The organism is Microbispora sp. NPDC004025, assembly GCF_053604425.1.
The window spans coordinates 1-17,633 of the sequence record NZ_JBSGHN010000019.1; the positions used below are offsets into that span (position 1 = coordinate 1).

Consider the following 17,633-nt stretch of genomic DNA (forward strand, 5'->3'; position numbering starts at 1 on the left):
CTCTGGCGGCCGCCCGCCCGCCGTGGGCGCAGCCACCCCGGCCCGCCCCCCCGGCGCCCCGGCGACGCTGCGGCGTCCCGCCCGCCCCGACCCGTCCGCATTCCGGCACGACCGGCGGGCCGACCGGCCCGCCGGCATCATGGACCGCCGTCCGGCCCCGTCGAGCAGGTGGGGCCGGGCGGTGATCGGGGGGGATCCCCCACTTGGAGAACGGCGACGGGCACGCTTCCGGGTGCGCGCCCGCGTCCTGCCACACCGTCACTGGAGCGTGTCCGGTCCGCCCTCCGCGGCCCCGGACGGGACGCGCTTCCGTCTTCCCCGGCGATGTGACGGAGGCCGGATCAGTCGGCAGTATTGGCTACGTTCAATAACTGCCGATGATCCGATCCGGGGGGGATCCACCTCGTGTTGCCGCTGTCACCCGCGACACCCAGTCCAGAGCCGACCGTGCCGGATCTCGATGTGATCGGCCAGAAGGTGGCGAAGGCGTGTGACAACAACGACGGCATCTTCTGCACCGTCCTGAACAGCGCCTTCCCCGAGAAGGACTTCCCCGCCTGGGTGCAGCTCGTGGCGGGCATCGTGGACGTGCTGCTGCTGATCGCCCTCATCCTGGCCGGAGCGCTGGTCATCCGGAAGGTCGTGCACCGGCTGATCACCCGGCTCACCGTGCGGGCCAGCGTCGGCGTGCTGCCGGAGCGGCTGCGCGGCAGGGCCGTGCTGACCAGCACGGAGGCCGCCGCGGCGATCATGACGGAGCGCCGTCGGGCACGCGCCGAGACGATGGGCTCGGTGCTGCGGAGCCTCGCGTCCGTCGTGATCCTGGGCACCGCGGCGCTGATGATCTTCGCGAAGCTCGGAGTCGAACTGGCGCCGCTGCTCACGAGTGTCGGAATCATCGGTGTGGCGGTCGGCTTCGGCGCCCAGGAGCTGGTCAAGGACTTCATCGCGGGCATGTTCATGCTGCTGGAGGACCAGTACGGCGTGGGCGACGTGATCGACACCGGCGTGGCCGTCGGCACGGTGGAGGCCGTCACGCTCCGCATCACCCGCCTGCGCGACGCGGACGGCAAGGTCTGGTACGTGCGCAACGGCACGATCACCCGCATCGGCAACGAGTCGCAGGGCTGGTCGAGGGCCCTGGTGGACGTCCCGGTTCCGTACGACAGCGACGTGGCGACGGTCCGCGACCTGCTGACGAACATCGTCCACGACATGTGGGAGGACCCGGAGTACCGGGACACGGTCATCGTCGAGGAGCCGCAGGTCTTCGGCCTGGAGTCGGTGTCGGGCTCGTCCGTCATCTTCCGCGTCACCGCGAAGACCGTGCCCGCGCGGCACCTGGAGGTCGCCCGTGAGCTGCGCCTGCGGGTGAAGCGCGCCTTCGACGACAAGAGCCTCACCTTCGCCGCCTGACATTACCGATCGGTAGCTGGCCTAGGCTGAATTCGTGACCAGCGAGCAGACCTTGTCCTTCTACGAGGCAGTCGGCGGCGAGGAAACCTTTCAGCGGCTCGTCCACCGGTTCTACCAGGGCGTCGCGGACGACCCCCTGCTGCGCCCGATGTACCCCGAGGAGGACCTGACCGGCGCGGAGGAGCGGCTGCGCCTGTTCCTCATGCAGTACTGGGGCGGCCCGAGGACCTACAGCGAGCAGCGCGGCCACCCCCGGCTGCGGATGCGGCACGTGCCGTTCGTCGTCGACGACGCGGCACGCGACGCCTGGCTGAGGCACATGGGCGACGCCGTGCGCTCCCTCGAGCTGCCGGCCGAGCTGGAGAAGCAGCTGTGGGACTACCTCGTCTACGCCGCCCACAGCATGGTCAACGCTTAAGCAACGGAAGCAGCGGGCAGCCAAAGACACATGGAAACAACCCCCTGGTGGCGTGATGCCGTTGTCTATGAGATCTATGTCCGCAGCTTCGCCGACGCCTCCGGCGACGGTACGGGCGACCTGGCGGGAATCAGGGACCGCCTGCCGTACCTCGCCGAGCTCGGCGTCGACGCTGTTTGGCTGACCCCCTTCTACCCCTCCCCCATGGCCGACGGCGGCTACGACGTCGCCGACTACCGCGACGTGGACCCGTTGTTCGGATCGCTGGCCGACTTCGACGACCTGGTCGCCGACGCGCACGCGCACGGCCTGCGGCTGATGGTGGACATCGTGCCGAACCACAGCTCGTCGGCCCACCCCTGGTTCCAGAAGGCCCTGGCGTCCCCCAGAGGCTCGCAGGAGCGCGAACGGTACATGTTCCGGGACGGCGGCCCCGAGGGCGGCGGAAGCGGCCACGGAGAGCCGAACAACTGGCTGTCCACCTTCGGCGGGCCGGCCTGGACCCAGGCGCCCGACGGGCAGTGGTACCTCCACCTGTTCGCGCCCGAGCAGCCCGACTTCAACTGGCGCAACCCCGAGGTGCGGGAGGAGTTCCTCGACATCCTCCGCTTCTGGCTCGACCGGGGAGTGGACGGCTTCCGGATCGACGTCGCGATGGGCCTGATCAAGGAGGAGGGGCTGCCCGACACGGACCCGGGCTTCGGGGCGAAGTCGCCCATCTGGAGCCGGCCGGAGGTGCACGACATCTACCGCGAGTGGCGGCGGGTGCTCGACGCCTACCCCGGCACCCGCGTCGCCATCGGCGAGGTCTGGACCGACTCGGCCGAGGACCTGGCGTTGTACGTGCGCCCGGACGAGCTGCACCAGAGCTTCAACTTCGCCTGGCTGGAGGCCCCCTGGTCGGCCACGGCCTTCCGCAAGGTCATCGACGACACGCTGAAGGCCGTCACCTCGCCGACCTGGGTGCTGTCCAACCACGACGTCGTACGGCACGTCACCCGCTACGGCCAGGGGTCGCTCGACCCGGGGGCCGGCCTGGCACGGGCTCGCGCGGCGCTGCTCGCCATGCTCGCCCTGCCGGGGTCGGCCTACCTGTACCAGGGTGAGGAACTCGGGCTGCCCGAGGTCACCGATCTCCCACCCGAGTCACGGCAGGACCCGATCTTCGCGCGGTCGAACGGCGAGGTGCCGGGCCGCGACGGCTGCCGCGTGCCGCTGCCCTGGTCGGGCACCGAGCCGCCGTACGGATTCGGGCCGGGCGGCTCGTGGCTGCCGCAGCCGGCGGACTGGGCCGACCTGACCGCCGAGCGGCAGGCGGCCGACCCGTCCTCGACGCTGTGGTTCTACCGGCGGGCGCTGCAGACGCGGCGGGAACTGCGCGGCACCCTGCCCGACGCCATCACCTGGCTGGAGTCGCCGGAGGACACGCTGTTGTTCCGGCGAGGCCGTCTCATCTGCGTGATCAACTGCGGTGAGGGCGCGGTCGCGCTGCCGCCCCACGACCGGGTGCTGATCACCAGCGGCCCGCTCGACGGCACCTCCCTGCCCGCCGACACCGCGGCCTGGCTGCTCGCGGGCTGACCTCGCCACGTTCCGGGGCCGGCCGCGGGCCCTCGCCGTCGCGGCCGGTCGCCGGCGTTCCGATGCCGGACGCCGTGCTTGCGGGTGCGGGGTCCTGTCCCGGAGCGTGATCGGCGTCGGGGGCGCCGGCCTCAGGACAGGGCGGAGAACCGCTTGAGGTAGGCGAGTTCGTCCCCGTCGAGCCTGCGGGGACGGGCGGCCCCGGCGTCGTAGGCGACCATGACCGTGCGCGCCTCGACGTAGAGCGTCTCGTCGTCGCGGATCTCGTACGCCAGGGTGAAGCGGACTCTGGAGATCTCGGTCACCCACACCTCGACACGTACGGGGTCGGTACGGAAGGTCAGTGGCCGACGGTAGTCGATCTCGTGCCGGGCCACCACGAGGTCCTGACGGCGGCCGGCGTCCTCGCGCGGCCGGTCCCACAGCATGGACACCCGCGCGTCCTCGAGGTAGTCGAAGAAGCGGACGTTGTTGACGTGTCCCAAGCTGTCGATGTCGGCGAAGCGCACCTTGCGCTCGAAAACGTAGCGGGTCATCTGATCCGGGTGATTACGCAGCTCGGCCACCGGTCAAAACTAACGGGCCCGCGTCCCCCGCCAGGCGGCGGGGGACGCGGGCCGTGAGTCCGCTCAGTCGCGGGTGAGCTTGCGGTAGGTGACGCGGTGCGGGCGGGCGGCGTCCGCACCCAGCCGCTCGACCTTGTTCTTCTCGTAGTCGGCGAAGTTGCCCTCGAACCAGAACCAGTTCGAGCCCTCTTCCCACGCCAGGATGTGAGTGGCGATGCGGTCGAGGAACCACCGGTCGTGCGAGGTGATCACGGCGCAGCCCGGGAAGTCGAGCAGCGCGTTCTCCAGGCTGGACAGCGTCTCGGTGTCGAGGTCGTTGGTGGGCTCGTCCAGGAGCAGCACGTTGCCACCCTGCTTGAGGGTGAGCGCGAGGTTGAGCCGGTTGCGCTCGCCGCCGGACAGGACGCCCGCGAGCTTCTGCTGGTCCGGGCCCTTGAAGCCGAACGCCGCGACGTACGCCCGCGAGGGCATCTCGACGTTGCCGACCTTGATGTGGTCGAGCCCGTCGGAGACGACCTGCCAGACGTTCTTGCTCGGGTCGATGCCGGCCCTGCCCTGGTCGACGTAGGAGATCTTGACGGTCTCGCCGACCGTGATGGACCCGGTGTCCGGAGTCTCACCCCCGGTGATCATCCGGAACAGCGTGGTCTTGCCGACGCCGTTCGGGCCGATGATGCCGACGATGCCGTTGCGCGGCAGGTCGAAGGACAGCTCGTCCATGAGGAGCCGGTCGCCGAAGCCCTTGCTCAGCTTCTCGGCCCGGATGACCGTCGTGCCGAGGCGCGGGCCCGGCGGGATCTGGATCTCCTCGAAGTCGAGCTTGCGGTACTTGTCGGCTTCGGCGGCCATCTCCTCGTAGCGCTGGAGACGGGCGCGGCTCTTGGTCTGGCGGGCGCGCGCGTTGGAGCGCACCCACTCCAGCTCCTCCTCCAGGCGCTTCTTGCGCTTGACGTCCTTCTGGCCCTCGACCTTCAGACGCGCGGCCTTGGCCTCCAGGTAGGTGGAGTAGTTGCCCTCGTAGGCGAAGCACCGGCCGCGGTCGAGCTCCAGGATCCAGCCGGCCACGTTGTCGAGGAAGTAACGGTCGTGGGTGACGGCCAGGACGGTGCCGGGGTACTTCTCCAGGTGCTGCTCCAGCCACTGGACGCTCTCGGCGTCGAGGTGGTTGGTGGGCTCGTCGAGCAGCAGCAGGTCGGGCTGCTCCAGCAGCAGCTTGCACAGCGCGACCCGGCGCCGCTCGCCACCGCTGAGCGTGGTCACCTCGGCGTCGGGCGGCGGGCAGCGCAGCGCGTCCATGGCCTGTTCGAGCTGGCTGTCGAGGTCCCACGCGTTGCGGTGGTCGAGCGCGTCCTGCAGGCGGCCCATCTCCTCCAGCAGCTCGTCGCTGTAGTCGGTGGCCATCTGCTCGGCGATCTCGTTGAACCGGTCGAGCATCGCCTTGGTCTCGGCGACGCCCTCCTCGACGTTCCCGAGCACGGTCTTCGACTCGTTGAGCGACGGCTCCTGCAGCAGGATGCCGACCGTGAAGCCGGGCATCAGCCGGGCCTCGCCGTTGGACGGCTGCTCCAGCCCCGTCATCATCTTGAGCAGCGTGGACTTGCCCGTGCCGTTCGGGCCCAGGACGCCGATCTTGGCCCCCGGCAGGAACGACAGCGTGACGTCGTCGAGGACCACCTTGTCACCGTGCGCCTTGCGCACGCGCTGCAACGTGTAGATGTACTCCGGCATACCTTCAAGCCTAGGGGATAGCACCGGCAGCGCCGTCCGCGCTGCGGGGAGGCGGGGCCACGGGGGCGGCGGGGAGACAGACCCTGTCCCTGCCGAGCTCCTTGGCGCGGTAGAGGGCGAGGTCGGCGGCGGCCAGCAACTCGATGAGATCCTCACCGTGCACGTTCATGATGGCCACCCCGGCGGAGACCGTGACCGTGACCGTCGCCTGCTCGGACGGGACCACCATCCGGCCCACCCGGGCGCGCAGCCGCTCGGCCACCCGCCGCGCCTCGTGCACGTCGGCGCCGGGGAGCAGCACGACGAACTCCTCACCGCCGAACCGCCCGACCACGTCGTACTCGCGCAGCTGGGTGCGGAGGGTGGCCGCCACCTGGGCGAGGACCTGGTCCCCGACCAGGTGGCCGTAGGTGTCGTTGACCTTCTTGAAGTGGTCGATGTCCACCAGGACCAGCGCGAGGGTGTCCCCGGTGCGCTGCGCCCTGACAATCTCCGTGTCCGCCTCCCGCTGCCAGGCGGCCGCGTTCAGCAGGCCCGTCTTCGGGTCCGTACGAGCCGCGGCCTGCAACTGGGCGTGCAGCAGACTCCGCTGGAGCAGCACGACGGGCGGCAGCACGAGCAGCAGCAGTGCCAGGTTGAGCCCGCAGACGGCCGCGACGAGCACGCCGAGGCAGAGCTCGACCGCGTCGAGGAGGACGCGTTCGCGGTCCCAGAGGACCTCGCCCCAGCGGCCTTCGGGGTCCGACGCGTGCGCCGCGACCGCGATCAGCGCGGTGTTGAGCACCGTGAACAGCACAGCGCAGGCCGCCGCGACCGCGATCGGCCCGCCTTCCCCCGACGACAGGTGCGCGGGAATGGGGACCGTGCGATGGAAGACGGCCGAGGCGGAGGCCGCCGCGAGCCCGATCGCCGCCGCGCTGAACACGCGGCGGTACAGCACGGTCGCCCGGACCCTGAGTTGCAGCAGGATCTGCATCGGTATGGGCGCGAGCAGGGCGTAGACCGGCGGAAGCAGGAACGCCACCGGCAGCCACCAGGCGGACAGCAGGTCGCGGGACACACCGGCCGGCATGCCGAGACGACGGGTCGCCTCGATGCACACCGCCCCGCACACGGTGAGCGCCGAGAACATGACCAGGTGGGGAGCGTGGAACGCGGTGGACCTCGCCAGCACGGCGATCAGGACCGCGTCGAACGCCACGATCGCGCACACGTATGACACGAGGGCGGGCGGCTGGGCCAGCAGCGGCCAGCGACTTCGCGAGCAGATCGCGCTTCGCGGCCTGGCCGAGGTCTGACCGGTCACCGTCATCCCGCCCCCCAGTAGCCGAACCAGTAGCCAGAAGCTCCATCTCACGATGAGTAACACAATAATTGCGGAGTGTGCGAAGCGCGACGGGAACCGCTACCTTGGCACGGTGGCCATCTGCTTCTGATGGGCTAAGGACGCATCTGCGGCGGTTTGGCCGCGGACTCCTGCGGCCCTAGCGGACGGACATGCGGACGGACATGTCGGGTGCGGGGGATAGCGAGCGGAAGCGGGCCACCGCCGGAAGGAGCAGCCATGCTGCGAGGCGTCATCTGGACCTGATCGGGCCCTGCGGAGCCGACCCACGGCGTCCCACACGCCCTCCCCGGCCGGCCTGGCCCCTCCACCGCGCTGCCACCGGTATCACCTGCGTACGCCGCTCCGCCCCGCTGTGCGGTGGGCGTGCCGGTCCGCCGCATGGTGGAGGAGTTCGGCCGCTGAACGGCCGGCGGATGCAGGTGCTCTGGCTGCACACCGCGACCCGCGCCCGGCGCCCGGCACAGCGGGTTCTCCGGCGCGGGGCGACGGCGTGATCAGGCGGCCAGAGCGGGTGGGAGCCAGGCGTCCTCGCCGCTCCGATGGTCGCTCTCCGCGGTCTCCGGATCAGACGCGTCGCCCGCGTCGGACGCGCCGCCCGGGCCGGTCACGGCGGACGTAGTCTCCGGTGCGTCTCCCGCGTCGATCTCCGCCGGCCCGGCGGTCCGTACCGTGTCGGCGGCCCGCCAGGCGTCGCGGGCGCCGGCGGTCTCCCCCGCCCCGGCGGCCCGCAGGGCCTCGTCGTCCGTGCCCCGCCCGCCAACGAGGGCGTCGAAGGCCTCGTCACCGCCTCCGGCGACTCCCCCGGCGAGGGCGGCCGTGCCGGTGAGCTCCCACTCCCGCGTCGCGTCCTCCATCGCCTGGCGCTCGCCGTCGCTCGGCGCGCCCGCCGAGTAGGCCCGGATCGGCTTCTCGAACGTGGCGATGCCCCACTTCAGGTCGTGACCCACGGAGCTGGCCTCGATCTCCGCCCAGAACCGCTGCTCGCCGTCGCGCTCGAACTGCTTGATGCGCAGCTTGCCGTACACAACGACCGGGTGGCCCTTGCGGACCGACTGCTGGACGTTGTCCGCCAGTCCCCGGTAACAGCGCACGGTGTAGTAGGTGGTGTCCCTGGTCTGCCAGGTGTTGGTCTGCTGGTCGAGGACGCGCCTGTTGACGGCCATCCGCATCGAGGTAACGCGAGAGCCGTCGCGGAACTGGTACTGCCGGGGGTCGTCGGTGACGTTCCCGCTCAGCGTGACGAAGATGTCGTTCATCGATGTGCCTCCCCGGCCCGGTCACTCGCCGGGCTCGGGTGACCACACTGGCCTGGGACATCACCGCGCCACCGGCCAGAACCGGGTTCTGTGGATGACGCGGCACCTGTGGACAGCCTGCGGACCGGCAGCCCGTGAGCCGGCAGACTGCCGGACCGGCAGCCTATGAACGGACAGCCCCGCTGACGGCCGCCTCCGCGACCACGTCGCGCGTCAGCGCCTGGTGGCCGCCATCGCGCCGAAGAACTCGTTGTACCGGTCCAGCTCGCGCTCGACCGGCTCGACGACCATGTCCTGCGCCAGGACGCCCACCCGGCGTCGCATGTCGCGCTCCAGCCGGTCGCGTTCCTTGCCCGCCGCGAGCACCACGAAGTTCCTGCTCGCCATGGCCGAGAACAGCCCGAGCCCGAGGACACTGATCATCATCAGCCCCACCCAGGGCAGCACGCCCACGTCGCCGAGGACCTCGGCAGGCGGGCGGCCCGCCTTGAACACGCCGTACGCGAGGATCGCACCCGCCCAGGCGAGGCTCGCGACGAACATGACCACCAGGAGGTACTGCCAGATCTTCAGCAGCCACCACCAGGCGGGCACCCGGTCGAGCGGCGGAGCCTCCTCCGCCAGATCGTTCGACAGCGCCTCGGGAAGCTCGTCCACCCGCGAGCGGGCGGCCTCGCGGACGCCGTCGCGCCACACCTCGGGCATGCCGGCCGTCAGCCCGTCGGCGAGCGCCAGCACCGCGTTGTCCACCTCGGCGGGCTGGGCGGTGACCGCACTCGCGACCAGGCCGCGGATGTCGTCCTTCACCGCCCCGAGACGCAGGCTCTTGAGCGGGTCGGGCCGCAGCCGGGCCGTCCAGCGCGCGTACGGCCAGCCGACCCAGTCGCCCGAGCGGACGGCGTGCACGTTCTCGAGAGCCTCGCCCAGGGCGGAGACACCGATCGCGTCGCACAGCGCGTCGACCAGCCCGGCACGCCGCGCTCCGTCCACCGTGGGCTCCACCCGCAGCAGTTCCGGCATGTCCTTCACCAGCCGCTGCACGAGCCGGTCGAGATCGGCTTCGAGACGCTGGTAGGCCGCCCGCCGGGCGGCCACGGACTCGGCCAGGACGGCCTTAAGGCTGTCCACGCCCTTGCCGGTGGTGGCGGACGTCGCGACCACGCGGGGATGGGCCACGCCCTCACGCCGGAGAAGATCCTCCAGGTCGGCCACGCACTCCGCCTGCTCCTCGGGGGTGAGCCGGTCGGACTGGTTCAGCACGAAGACCGTCACCGCGTCGTGACCGGTCAGCTCGGTCACGTAGCGCCGGTGCACCGAGGCGTCGGCGTACTTCTGCGGGTCGAGCACCCAGACGATGAGGTCGGCCACCTGGATCAGCCGGTGGGCCTCGTGGTCGGTGAGCGCGCGGATCGAGTCGTGGTCGGGCAGGTCGAGCAGGATCAGCCCGTGCAGCTGGCTCTCGCCCTTGTCGAGGGCGCTGGCGCGGGCGAACCGGTGCCGCCACTGGATCTGCAGCCAGTCGAGCAGCGGGCCCGCGCCGTCGATGCCCCACACGCAGGCGTGGGTGCGCGCGGTGGTCGGCCGGCGTACGCCGATGGGCGAGAGCTCCAGCCCGGAGACGGCGTTGAACAGGGAGGACTTCCCGCTGCCCGTGCCGCCCGCGAGCGCCACGACCGTGTGGTCGGACGACAGCTTGAGCCGGTCGCCCGCGCGCAGCAGGAGCTGGGCCGCCTCCGTGACCAGCGCCGGGTCGAGCCGTCCCTGCCCCAGCTCGACGATCTTGGCCAGGGCGGCGAGCCTGGAGCCGAGCCCGTGCTGCGTTTCGGCGGTGCTGAGAGCCGTCATGGATTCCTCACCGTGGTGCCGGAGGCGTACTCGGGTGTGAGCTGCCGGATCGGCTCCGTCATCGTGCGACCTCGAGGTTGTACGTTGCCTGGTACAGCCGCGTCGCCGCGGCCTCGTCCGGGATGCCGGCGCTGTCGAGCGCGTCGACGTACCGGAGGGTCTCCTCGTCGAAGAGCAGGCCGACGCGGGCACGCAGGTCGCTGCGGGCCTTGGCGCTGATGTTGCGGAGCGACTCCGCGCCGAGCAGGCCGCGCAGCAGCCGCTGGGGCAGCGCGCCGGCGCCCGCGCCCGCCGGGGCGTCCGTGGCGCCGTAGCCGAGCAGGCCGATCATGAAGATCAGTGCGAGCGACTCCACGTCGAACGAGATCAGCTTGGCCACCGACCGCTTGGTCACGCCCTCGGTGCGGATCAGTTCGGTGACGTGGTCCTGCCAGGCGGTGACGGTCCTGGTGGTCCTGCGTCCGATCTCCTCCGACGGGCGGCCGAGCCCCGGGGTCGCGGCAAGCCGGTCGCCCGCGCCCGCCCGCTGCCGCCACCGCGCCACGACCTCCTCGGCGGCCTGCTGGACGGCCGAGTTGACCAGCGCTTCGAGGCCGGTCCGCAGGGCGGTCCTCAGTCCGCGCACGCGCTCCGGGCCCTGCTGGTGGCCCTTGCCACCGCGCCGCAACTGCAGAGTGCGCATGAGGTCGCCGGAGCCGGCGAAGTCCTGCCACCGCGCGAGCACCTCCCCGCGCAGCAGCGAGCCGTCCCTGGTGGCCTCGTCGATCCCCGCCAGAGCCCCCATGTACGCCGCGTCGACGTCGGAGCGCAGATCGGCGCGCAGGGCGACCTGGGTCTCCAGGTGCCGGGCGAGGGCGGGCAGCCGGGTGCGGAAGCTGTTCAGCACGCCGTTCAGCGTGGTCTTGACCGCCGCCTCCCGCCGCTCGTCGTCGACGGACAGCGCGGACAGCCACATGCGCAGGTCGGCGATCTCGATCTCGGGCAGCCGCCCCTCCCGTACGGCCGTCTCGTTGATGACGAAGCACTCGACCTCGCCCAGGCCGTACTCCTTCAGCATGCGGCCGAAGTGCTTGACGACGACGTCGCGGGATTTCGGCGGCACGCGGGACAGCACGATGACCAGGCGCGCCCCGCGTTCCTTGGCCCGGCGCAGCAGCCCCCAGGACGGCGCGTCGGCGTAGCGGGACGCCGTGGTGACGAACACCCACAGGTCGGCGGCGTCCAGCATGCGATGCGCGATCTCGTGGTGCTCCTCCACGACCGAGTCGATGTCGGGTGTGTCGAGCAGCGCGAGTCCCCGGGGCAGGGACGGGCTCGACGTCAGCACCACGCTGCCGGCCGGGGCGTCCCGCGTGGGTTCGCCGAGCCTGTGCAGGTCGCCGAGGAGGTCGCCCCGCGCGTACCACTCATGGTCGTCGGGGTGACAGGCGAGCACCGGCGTCGCCGTCGTCGGCCGGCGCACGCCCGTGGCCGAGACCTTCCGCCCGGCGAGCGAGTTGACGATGGTGGACTTGCCCGCCCCGGTCGAACCGGCCACGACGATGAGCGCGGGCGCGGTGCTCATGTGGATGCGCGGGATGACGTAGTCGTCGAGCTGCGCCAGGACCGCCGCCTGCGCCTTGCGCGCCTCCTCGGAGCCGGGCACGTCGAGACCGAAATGCAGGCCCTTCACCGCCGTACGGAGCTGGTTGAGCGCCTCGGTCAGCGCCGCGGAGACCGGCTCCGGCATCGGGAACGAGCGGACCCGGTCGTCGTCGGACGCGTCCTCCTCCGCGGTCGCCGCGCCCGTCTCCTCCACGGTCTCCGCGTCGGTGACGTCCTCGGCGTCCTGCTCGCCGTCGCCGCCCTCCGGCCAGGCAGCCTCTTCCTCCCCGGTCTCCTCCCCGTCGGCTTCCGCGGCCGCGGAGGATCCTCCGGGCGCGCCGTCGCCGGGGTCGTCGGCCGCCGTGTCCTTCACAACAGTGTCGTCCGGAGCCGCGTCATCCGGAGCCGCATCGTCCGGGGCCGTGTGATCCGGAGCCGTGTCGTCCGAGGCTGCGCCGGTCTCGGCGGGCCGTACGACGCCGGCGTCCACCTCGGGGGCGCGGGCGTCCTCCTCTGGGGAGGCCGCGGCGGTCTCCTCTGGGGAGGCCGGAACGGTCTCCTCTGGGGAGGCCGGAACGGTCTCCTGCGCGGTCTCCACTACCGGCTCGGGCGGAGCGGGCGCGGACGGGGCGGGCAGCGGCCCGCGCGAGTCCGAGGGACGCGAAGCGGGCTCCGGATCGGGCTCGTCGTCGCGGATCGGGCGGAACGCGACGGTCCGCGCCCCCGGCGACTCCGGGTGCTCCTCGATGTCCGGCTCCTCGGTCACGGCGTCGCCGGAACTCGCACCGGTCCCGTGGTCGGGCGTGTTCCTGGCTGCCGATCTCACGGGACCCGCTCCGCTCGCACCATCTCGATCTCCTGGCCGACCTTGACGACCTCGCCGACGATCACGATCGCCGGAGGCCGCACTCCGGCCGCGGTCACCCGTTCCGCCACGGTCGACAACGTGGCGGCAACGGCTCGCTGGGTCGGAAGAGTACCGTCCTGTACCACCATCACGGGAGTTTCCGGTGAACGTCCGTCTCGAACCAGCGTTTCGGCGATCTCCTTGATCCGTTCGACCGCCATGAGGAGTATCAGGGTTCCGGTCGATCGCGCCAATCCGGGCCAGTCGACGGTCGACCTTGGGTCGCCGGGCGGGACGTGCACGGAGATGACGTGGAACTCCTGGCTGACCCCGCGGTGGGTGACCGGGACCCCGGCGGACCCGGGGACCGCGACCGCGCTGGTGATCCCGGGCACCACGGTCACCGGGATGCCCGCCCGGGCACAGGCGATCATCTCCTCGCCGCCGCGGCCGAAGACGAACGGGTCGCCGCCCTTCAGCCGTACGACGAACTTGCCCGCGCGGGCGTGCTCGACGAGCAGTTCGTTGATCTTCTCCTGGGACAGCGACCGGCCGTACGGCACCTTCGCCGCGTCGATCAGCTCGACGTCGGGCGACAGCTCGTCCAGGAGCGCGCGCGGCGCGAGACGATCGGCCACGACCACGTCGGCCTGGGCCAGGAGCTGGCGTCCCCGCACGGTGATCAGGCCGGGGTCGCCGGGGCCGCCGCCCACCAGCGCGACGCCGACCGGCTTGGTGCGGTGCCGCCTGGCGTCCACGGTGCCGTCGCGCAGCGCGCCGACGATCGCGTCGCGGATGCCTGCCGCGCGGCGGGGGTCGCCGCCGGCGGTGACCGCCACGCTGACCTCGTCCACCCGCCCGCTGGCGGGGGTCCAGGCCGCGGAGGCGTCCTTGTCGTCGGCCCGCACGCACCAGATGCGCTTGGCCTCGGCCTCGCCGGCGACCGCGGTGTTGACGTCGCGGTGGTCGGTGCAGGCGTGCACGAGCCAGGCGCCGTCGCAGTCGCCGACCTGGTACGGCCGCCGTTCCCAGATCACCCGCCCGGTGGCGATGAGGTCGTCCAGCGCCGGGGTGACGGTGGGCGAGATCAGGGTGACGGAGGCTCCGGCGTCGAGCAGCGCGGGGACCCGCCGCTGTGCGACGCGTCCGCCGCCGACCACGAGAACACGCCGCCCATCGAGGCGGAGGCCGAGCAGGTAGGGCGCCATGACCCCAGTCTCCCTATCGCGTAAAGCGTGCATTGTTAGGAGGCAAACCTACCCGCTGGGCTCGGGCGACATTCACCGGTTGAGACTTGTGAGTCCACGGGTCGGTCGCCCCGCGGGCCCAGGCGGGCTCACTGTCCCTTGTCCGCCACGCCCGCGGAGTCGAAGGTGGCGACCTCGTGCATGACCCGCGCCGCCGCGCTGACCAGAGGGTGGGCGAGCAGCCCGCCCGTTCCCTCGCCGAGACGCAGCCGCAGGTCGACGAGCGGGTCGAGGCCCAGGTGGGCCAGCGCCGCCGCGTGGCCCGGCTCGGCCGACCGGTGCCCGGCCAGGCAGTAGCCGATCGCGTCGGGCGCGATCCCGCCGGCCACCAGGGCCGCCGCTCCGGCGATCACCCCGTCCAGGATGACGGGCACCCGGGCCGCGGCGGCGCCGAGCACGAAACCGGCGATCGCCGCGTGCTCCAGGCCGCCGACCGCCGCGAGCACGCGCAGCGCCGCGTCCGGCCCGTCCGGTACGGCCCCCGTCTCGGCGATGCCGTTGGCCCGCAGGCCCCGCCGTACGATCTCGATCTTGTGCTCGTAGGTGGCGTCGTCGACGCCGGTCCCCCGCCCCGTGACCCCGGCGGCGGGCCTGCCGGTGAACGCGCAGATCAGGGCGGCCGACGCGGTGGTGTTCGCGATGCCCATGTCGCCCGTGACCAGGCAGCGCGCGCCCGCGCCCACCAGGTCGCGGGCGATCTCGATGCCGACGGCCAGGGCGGCGCCGGCCTGCTCCGGCGTCATCGCGGGCCCCTGCGACAGGTCGGCCGTGCCGTACGCGACCTTGCGGGCGAGCAGCCGGGGCGCGGGCGGCAGGTCGGCCGCGACTCCCACGTCCACCACCGTCACCGACGCGCCCACCTCGGCGGCGAAGGCGTTGGCGACGGCTCCTCCCGCGGTGAAGTTGGCCACCATCTGCGCGGTGACCTCCTGCGGCCAGGGGCTCACCCCCTGCGCGTGCACGCCGTGGTCGGCGGCGAAGATCGCCAGAGCGGCCGGGGACGGGAGCGGCGGCGGGCAGGTCCCGGCGATGCCCGCGAGCCGCACCGCGACGTCCTCGAGGACCCCGAGCGAGCCGCTCGGCTTGGTGAGCCTGTCCTGGTGGGCCCTGGCCTCCGCCATGGGGCCGGGGTCGACCGGGCGGATGGCGCCGATCGTCTCGCCGAGGGACGTCATGCTCTCTCCTTCTGTCGCCACCTGGTCCGGCCGCGGCGCCCCTGATGCCGGCCACCTGCTCCGGCCGGGCGGCCGCCGGAACACGGACCGGCGGGCGCGTCAGACGGCGCTGGCGACTCCGGGCTGGGCGAGGGGCCCGTCCGGCGCGTCGTCGCGGGGCTCCTCCCCCGCCTCGCCACGGCCGGCCACGCCGATCATGCTATCCGTCTCGATCTCGCCCTCCGCTTCCGGTTCGGGCATCTCGGCCTCGAGCGTCTCCACGTCGAGGACGTCCAGGTCGAGCTGCTCCAGATCCAGCGGCTCGGGATCGGCGTCCCTGGCCATGGTCAGGCGCGCGCCGATGGCGGTCACGAGGCCGGCGTCGGCCCCGGCGGCCGGGCTCACGTCCGGCTCCGCGCGCCTCGTGGGGAACGGCCGGGTCAGCGGCAGCACGGTGGACGGGCGGCTCGCGGCCGGCGACGAGGACTGCCCGCCCCCGGCGAGCGCCTCCTCGTACCTCTCGATCACCACGTCGGCGAGGCCCTCGCAGTCGCCGATCACCTCGGCGCAGCGGATGTCGAGGCCCTCGTGGTTGGCGCCGTACGCCAGCGCCTGCGCCCAGATGCGTTCGAGGACCGCGCCGGCGAACAGGACGTACGGCAGGACGATCACGCGCTTGGCGCCGAGCCTGCGGCAGCGCTCCAGGCCGCCGGGCACGCCCGGGCGGGTGTGCGAGACGTAGGCCGTCTCCACGGTCAGCAGGTCGGCGGCGTGGGTCTCCCAGAACAGCCGCGAGACCCGGTGGACCTCGGCGTTGACGGCGGGGTCGGTGGAGCCGTGCCCGACCAGGACGACCGCGGTCTCACCGGGCGCGATCTCGGCGGGCGGCTCGTCGCTCACGAACCGCGGCATCTCCGCGCGGGCGTCGGCGAGCCGCTCCGCGAGCAGCTTGAGCACGCGCGGATCGGGCCCGAGCGGGCGGCCGAGGTCGTATTCGAGCGTCGGGTGCCGCTCCTGTTCCAGGGCCATGGTGCCGGGGATGTCCCCGAGCGCGCGCCGGTCGCCGGTCAGGCTGAGCGGCACCGCGATCAGGTGGTGGTGCCCCCGGGCCACGAGAGAGGCGATGGAGTCGCCGAGCGGGGGGCGGGCGTTCGTGATGAAGCCGCCGCTCACTTCGGCGGGGAGCCCGTCGAGGCGGCAGCGGAGGCGGTGAACGAACCTGCCGAACTCGGCGACGCCGGTCTCATCGTGAGTGCCGTGGCCGATGAGCAGCAGCGGCGGTTTCATCTGGTCGATCTCCCCTGCAGTTGACCTGCGTCCGTTCACAATCCCCGCTCGCCGTCCGGGCCGGTTTCGCCCGAGCGCGCCGGACCGGGTCTCCCGCGTCGGGACGCGCGCTCGCCGGCCGGCGGGAGGCTCACGGCTGGCGAGGATAGCCTTCCGGCCCTCAATCATGGTGGCCGCTTGACCGAGCGGCCCAGCGACTAGGGCGATTCTTTACCTATTGCCATGAAATTTCCCCGTTGAGCATGCCGAAGAGTACGGCGTCGGCCCAGCCACCCGGGACCGGCAGCGCCTGCCGCATGATGCCCTCCTCGATGAACCCGGCCTTCCTCGCGACCGCCTGGCTGGCGCGGTTTCCCGTCGCGACCAGCAGATGGACCCGGTGGAATCCGAGGTCGAACAGGTGGGCCGTGGCCAGTTGGGCGGCCTCCACCGCGTACCCCCTGCGGCGGGCCCACGGGGCGATCCAGTATCCCAGCTCGGCGTCGCCGCGCTCGTGGTCCTCGCGCTGCACGCCGATGGCTCCGGCGAGCCGTTCCCCGTCCTTCGGCTGTATCGCGAAGTTGCCACCATAGCCGGGGCCGTTCGCGTGCGCGAGCCGGGTGCACCACTCCAGCGCGCGCTCCAGCGTGTAGCCCTCGGCCCACGTCATCCAGCGGGCGATCTCGGGATCGCCCTTGACCGCGTCGACGACGTCGAAGGCGTCGTGCCGGGCGAACGGCCGCAGGACCAGCCGCTCGCTCTCGATCCTGCGGCGCGGCACGGCCCGCTCGTCGCCGCGCAGCCGGCCGAAGACCACGAGGTCGTACGGGCCGTCGTCCTCGAATCCGGCGCCGCGCAGCAGTCCCTCACGGGTGAAGCCGGCCTTCTCCGCGACCCTGATCGACGCGAGGTTGCCGGCGTCGGCCCGCAGTTCGATCCGGCGCAGCGGGCCCTCCCCGAGCAGGCGGCCGACGAGCCCGCGGACCGCCTCGGTCGCGTATCCCCGGCCGCGGTGGGCGGGATGCACGCCGTATCCCACCTCCGCGGTGCCCGCGCCCCACTGGGTCTTGAAGACGCTGATCGACCCGGCCACACCCTCCCGCGCGTGCATCGCGAGGTGGATGCCCTGACCCGAGCGCCACAACTCGTGCACGCCGTACGACAGCCACTGCGCGATGCCCGAGGCGTGCCCGGGCGCGCCCGGCGGCAGCGCGGTGAGGTGCGCGCCGTCCTCGATGATCGCCCGCACCTGGCCCGCGTCTCCGGGGCCGAACGGCCGCAGGATCAGCCGTTCGGTGTTGACCGTCAGCCGCTCGTCGAACAATGCGTCACTCCATCACACGAGTGGATTTTCCGCTCGCCGCAGATTATGTGGGA

13 protein-coding genes are annotated in these 17,633 nt (G+C 72.3%); 3 read left to right on the forward strand and 10 right to left on the reverse strand.

All coding sequences use genetic code 11. The features are described from left to right. Positions 1-447 precede the first annotated feature (447 nt). The 3 genes from ACWEQG_RS34255 to ACWEQG_RS34265 are packed head-to-tail and all read left to right on the forward strand — an operon-like array spanning position 448 to position 3,415. On the forward strand, positions 448-1,416 hold the full coding sequence (locus tag ACWEQG_RS34255) for a mechanosensitive ion channel family protein (protein ID WP_452291181.1): 969 nt from the start codon (positions 448-450) through the stop codon (positions 1,414-1,416). A 34-nt stretch (positions 1,417-1,450) separates the two neighbouring features. After that, entirely contained in the window at positions 1,451-1,834 is a 384-nt protein-coding gene (locus tag ACWEQG_RS34260; protein ID WP_363462680.1) for a globin, read from the forward strand. A 30-nt stretch (positions 1,835-1,864) separates the two neighbouring features. Beyond that, positions 1,865-3,415 (forward strand): glycoside hydrolase family 13 protein, encoded by a 1,551-nt coding sequence (locus ACWEQG_RS34265; RefSeq protein ID WP_452291183.1) that lies wholly within the window; start codon positions 1,865-1,867, stop codon positions 3,413-3,415. Between the two features lie 131 nt (positions 3,416-3,546). Here ACWEQG_RS34265 and ACWEQG_RS34270 read toward each other — a convergent pair whose 3' ends face one another. From ACWEQG_RS34270 to ACWEQG_RS34315, 10 genes are all read right to left on the reverse strand, one after another. Further along, positions 3,547-3,951: an acyl-CoA thioesterase gene (locus ACWEQG_RS34270; protein WP_452291185.1), complete on the reverse strand. Its 405-nt coding sequence runs from the start codon at positions 3,949-3,951 to the stop codon at positions 3,547-3,549. 93 nt (positions 3,952-4,044) lie between these two features. Then, positions 4,045-5,709 (reverse strand): energy-dependent translational throttle protein EttA, encoded by a 1,665-nt coding sequence (gene ettA / locus ACWEQG_RS34275; RefSeq protein ID WP_452291187.1) that lies wholly within the window; start codon positions 5,707-5,709, stop codon positions 4,045-4,047. A 10-nt stretch (positions 5,710-5,719) separates the two neighbouring features. After that, positions 5,720-7,021, reverse strand: coding sequence for a GGDEF domain-containing protein (locus tag ACWEQG_RS34280; protein WP_452291189.1), 1,302 nt, complete (start codon positions 7,019-7,021; stop codon positions 5,720-5,722). Between the two features lie 530 nt (positions 7,022-7,551). Next, the gene (locus ACWEQG_RS34285; RefSeq protein ID WP_452291190.1) at positions 7,552-8,313 is read right to left on the reverse strand and encodes a single-stranded DNA-binding protein; all 762 of its coding nucleotides are present in this window, start codon (positions 8,311-8,313) and stop codon (positions 7,552-7,554) included. Between the two features lie 213 nt (positions 8,314-8,526). After that, positions 8,527-10,158, reverse strand: coding sequence for a GTPase (locus ACWEQG_RS34290; protein ID WP_452291192.1), 1,632 nt, complete (start codon positions 10,156-10,158; stop codon positions 8,527-8,529). A gap of 58 nt (positions 10,159-10,216) precedes the next feature. After that, positions 10,217-12,568: a dynamin family protein gene (locus ACWEQG_RS34295; RefSeq protein ID WP_452291194.1), complete on the reverse strand. Its 2,352-nt coding sequence runs from the start codon at positions 12,566-12,568 to the stop codon at positions 10,217-10,219. Next, a complete protein-coding gene (cobA, locus tag ACWEQG_RS34300; protein WP_452291196.1) occupies positions 12,565-13,797 on the reverse strand; it encodes a uroporphyrinogen-III C-methyltransferase in 1,233 nt (410 codons plus the stop codon). The genes ACWEQG_RS34295 and cobA overlap by 4 nt, the downstream gene beginning before the upstream one ends. Before the next feature lie 128 nt (positions 13,798-13,925). Then, positions 13,926-15,011: a nicotinate-nucleotide--dimethylbenzimidazole phosphoribosyltransferase gene (gene cobT / locus ACWEQG_RS34305; RefSeq protein ID WP_452291198.1), complete on the reverse strand. Its 1,086-nt coding sequence runs from the start codon at positions 15,009-15,011 to the stop codon at positions 13,926-13,928. A 99-nt stretch (positions 15,012-15,110) separates the two neighbouring features. Further along, complete coding sequence (locus ACWEQG_RS34310; protein ID WP_452291200.1) at positions 15,111-16,277, reverse strand: sirohydrochlorin chelatase; 1,167 nt, start codon at positions 16,275-16,277, stop codon at positions 15,111-15,113. 214 nt (positions 16,278-16,491) lie between these two features. After that, the gene (locus tag ACWEQG_RS34315) at positions 16,492-17,580 is read right to left on the reverse strand and encodes a GNAT family N-acetyltransferase (RefSeq protein WP_452291202.1); all 1,089 of its coding nucleotides are present in this window, start codon (positions 17,578-17,580) and stop codon (positions 16,492-16,494) included. Positions 17,581-17,633 lie beyond the last annotated feature (53 nt).

Bases quoted from the DNA above. Each gene is read 5' to 3' on its own strand.
- ettA (WP_452291187.1), bottom strand. From the start codon at position 5,709: ATGCCGGAGTACATCTACACGTTGCAGCGCGTGCGCAAGGCGCACGGT.
- ACWEQG_RS34310 (WP_452291200.1), bottom strand. From the start codon at position 16,277: ATGAAACCGCCGCTGCTGCTCATCGGCCACGGCACTCACGATGAGACC.
- ACWEQG_RS34285 (WP_452291190.1), bottom strand. From the start codon at position 8,313: ATGAACGACATCTTCGTCACGCTGAGCGGGAACGTCACCGACGACCCC.
- ACWEQG_RS34280 (WP_452291189.1), bottom strand. From the start codon at position 7,021: ATGACGGTGACCGGTCAGACCTCGGCCAGGCCGCGAAGCGCGATCTGC.
- cobA (WP_452291196.1), bottom strand. From the start codon at position 13,797: ATGGCGCCCTACCTGCTCGGCCTCCGCCTCGATGGGCGGCGTGTTCTC.
- ACWEQG_RS34290 (WP_452291192.1), bottom strand. From the start codon at position 10,158: ATGACGGCTCTCAGCACCGCCGAAACGCAGCACGGGCTCGGCTCCAGG.
- ACWEQG_RS34270 (WP_452291185.1), bottom strand. From the start codon at position 3,951: ATGACCCGCTACGTTTTCGAGCGCAAGGTGCGCTTCGCCGACATCGAC.
- cobT (WP_452291198.1), bottom strand. From the start codon at position 15,011: ATGACGTCCCTCGGCGAGACGATCGGCGCCATCCGCCCGGTCGACCCC.
- ACWEQG_RS34265 (WP_452291183.1), top strand. From the start codon at position 1,865: ATGGAAACAACCCCCTGGTGGCGTGATGCCGTTGTCTATGAGATCTAT.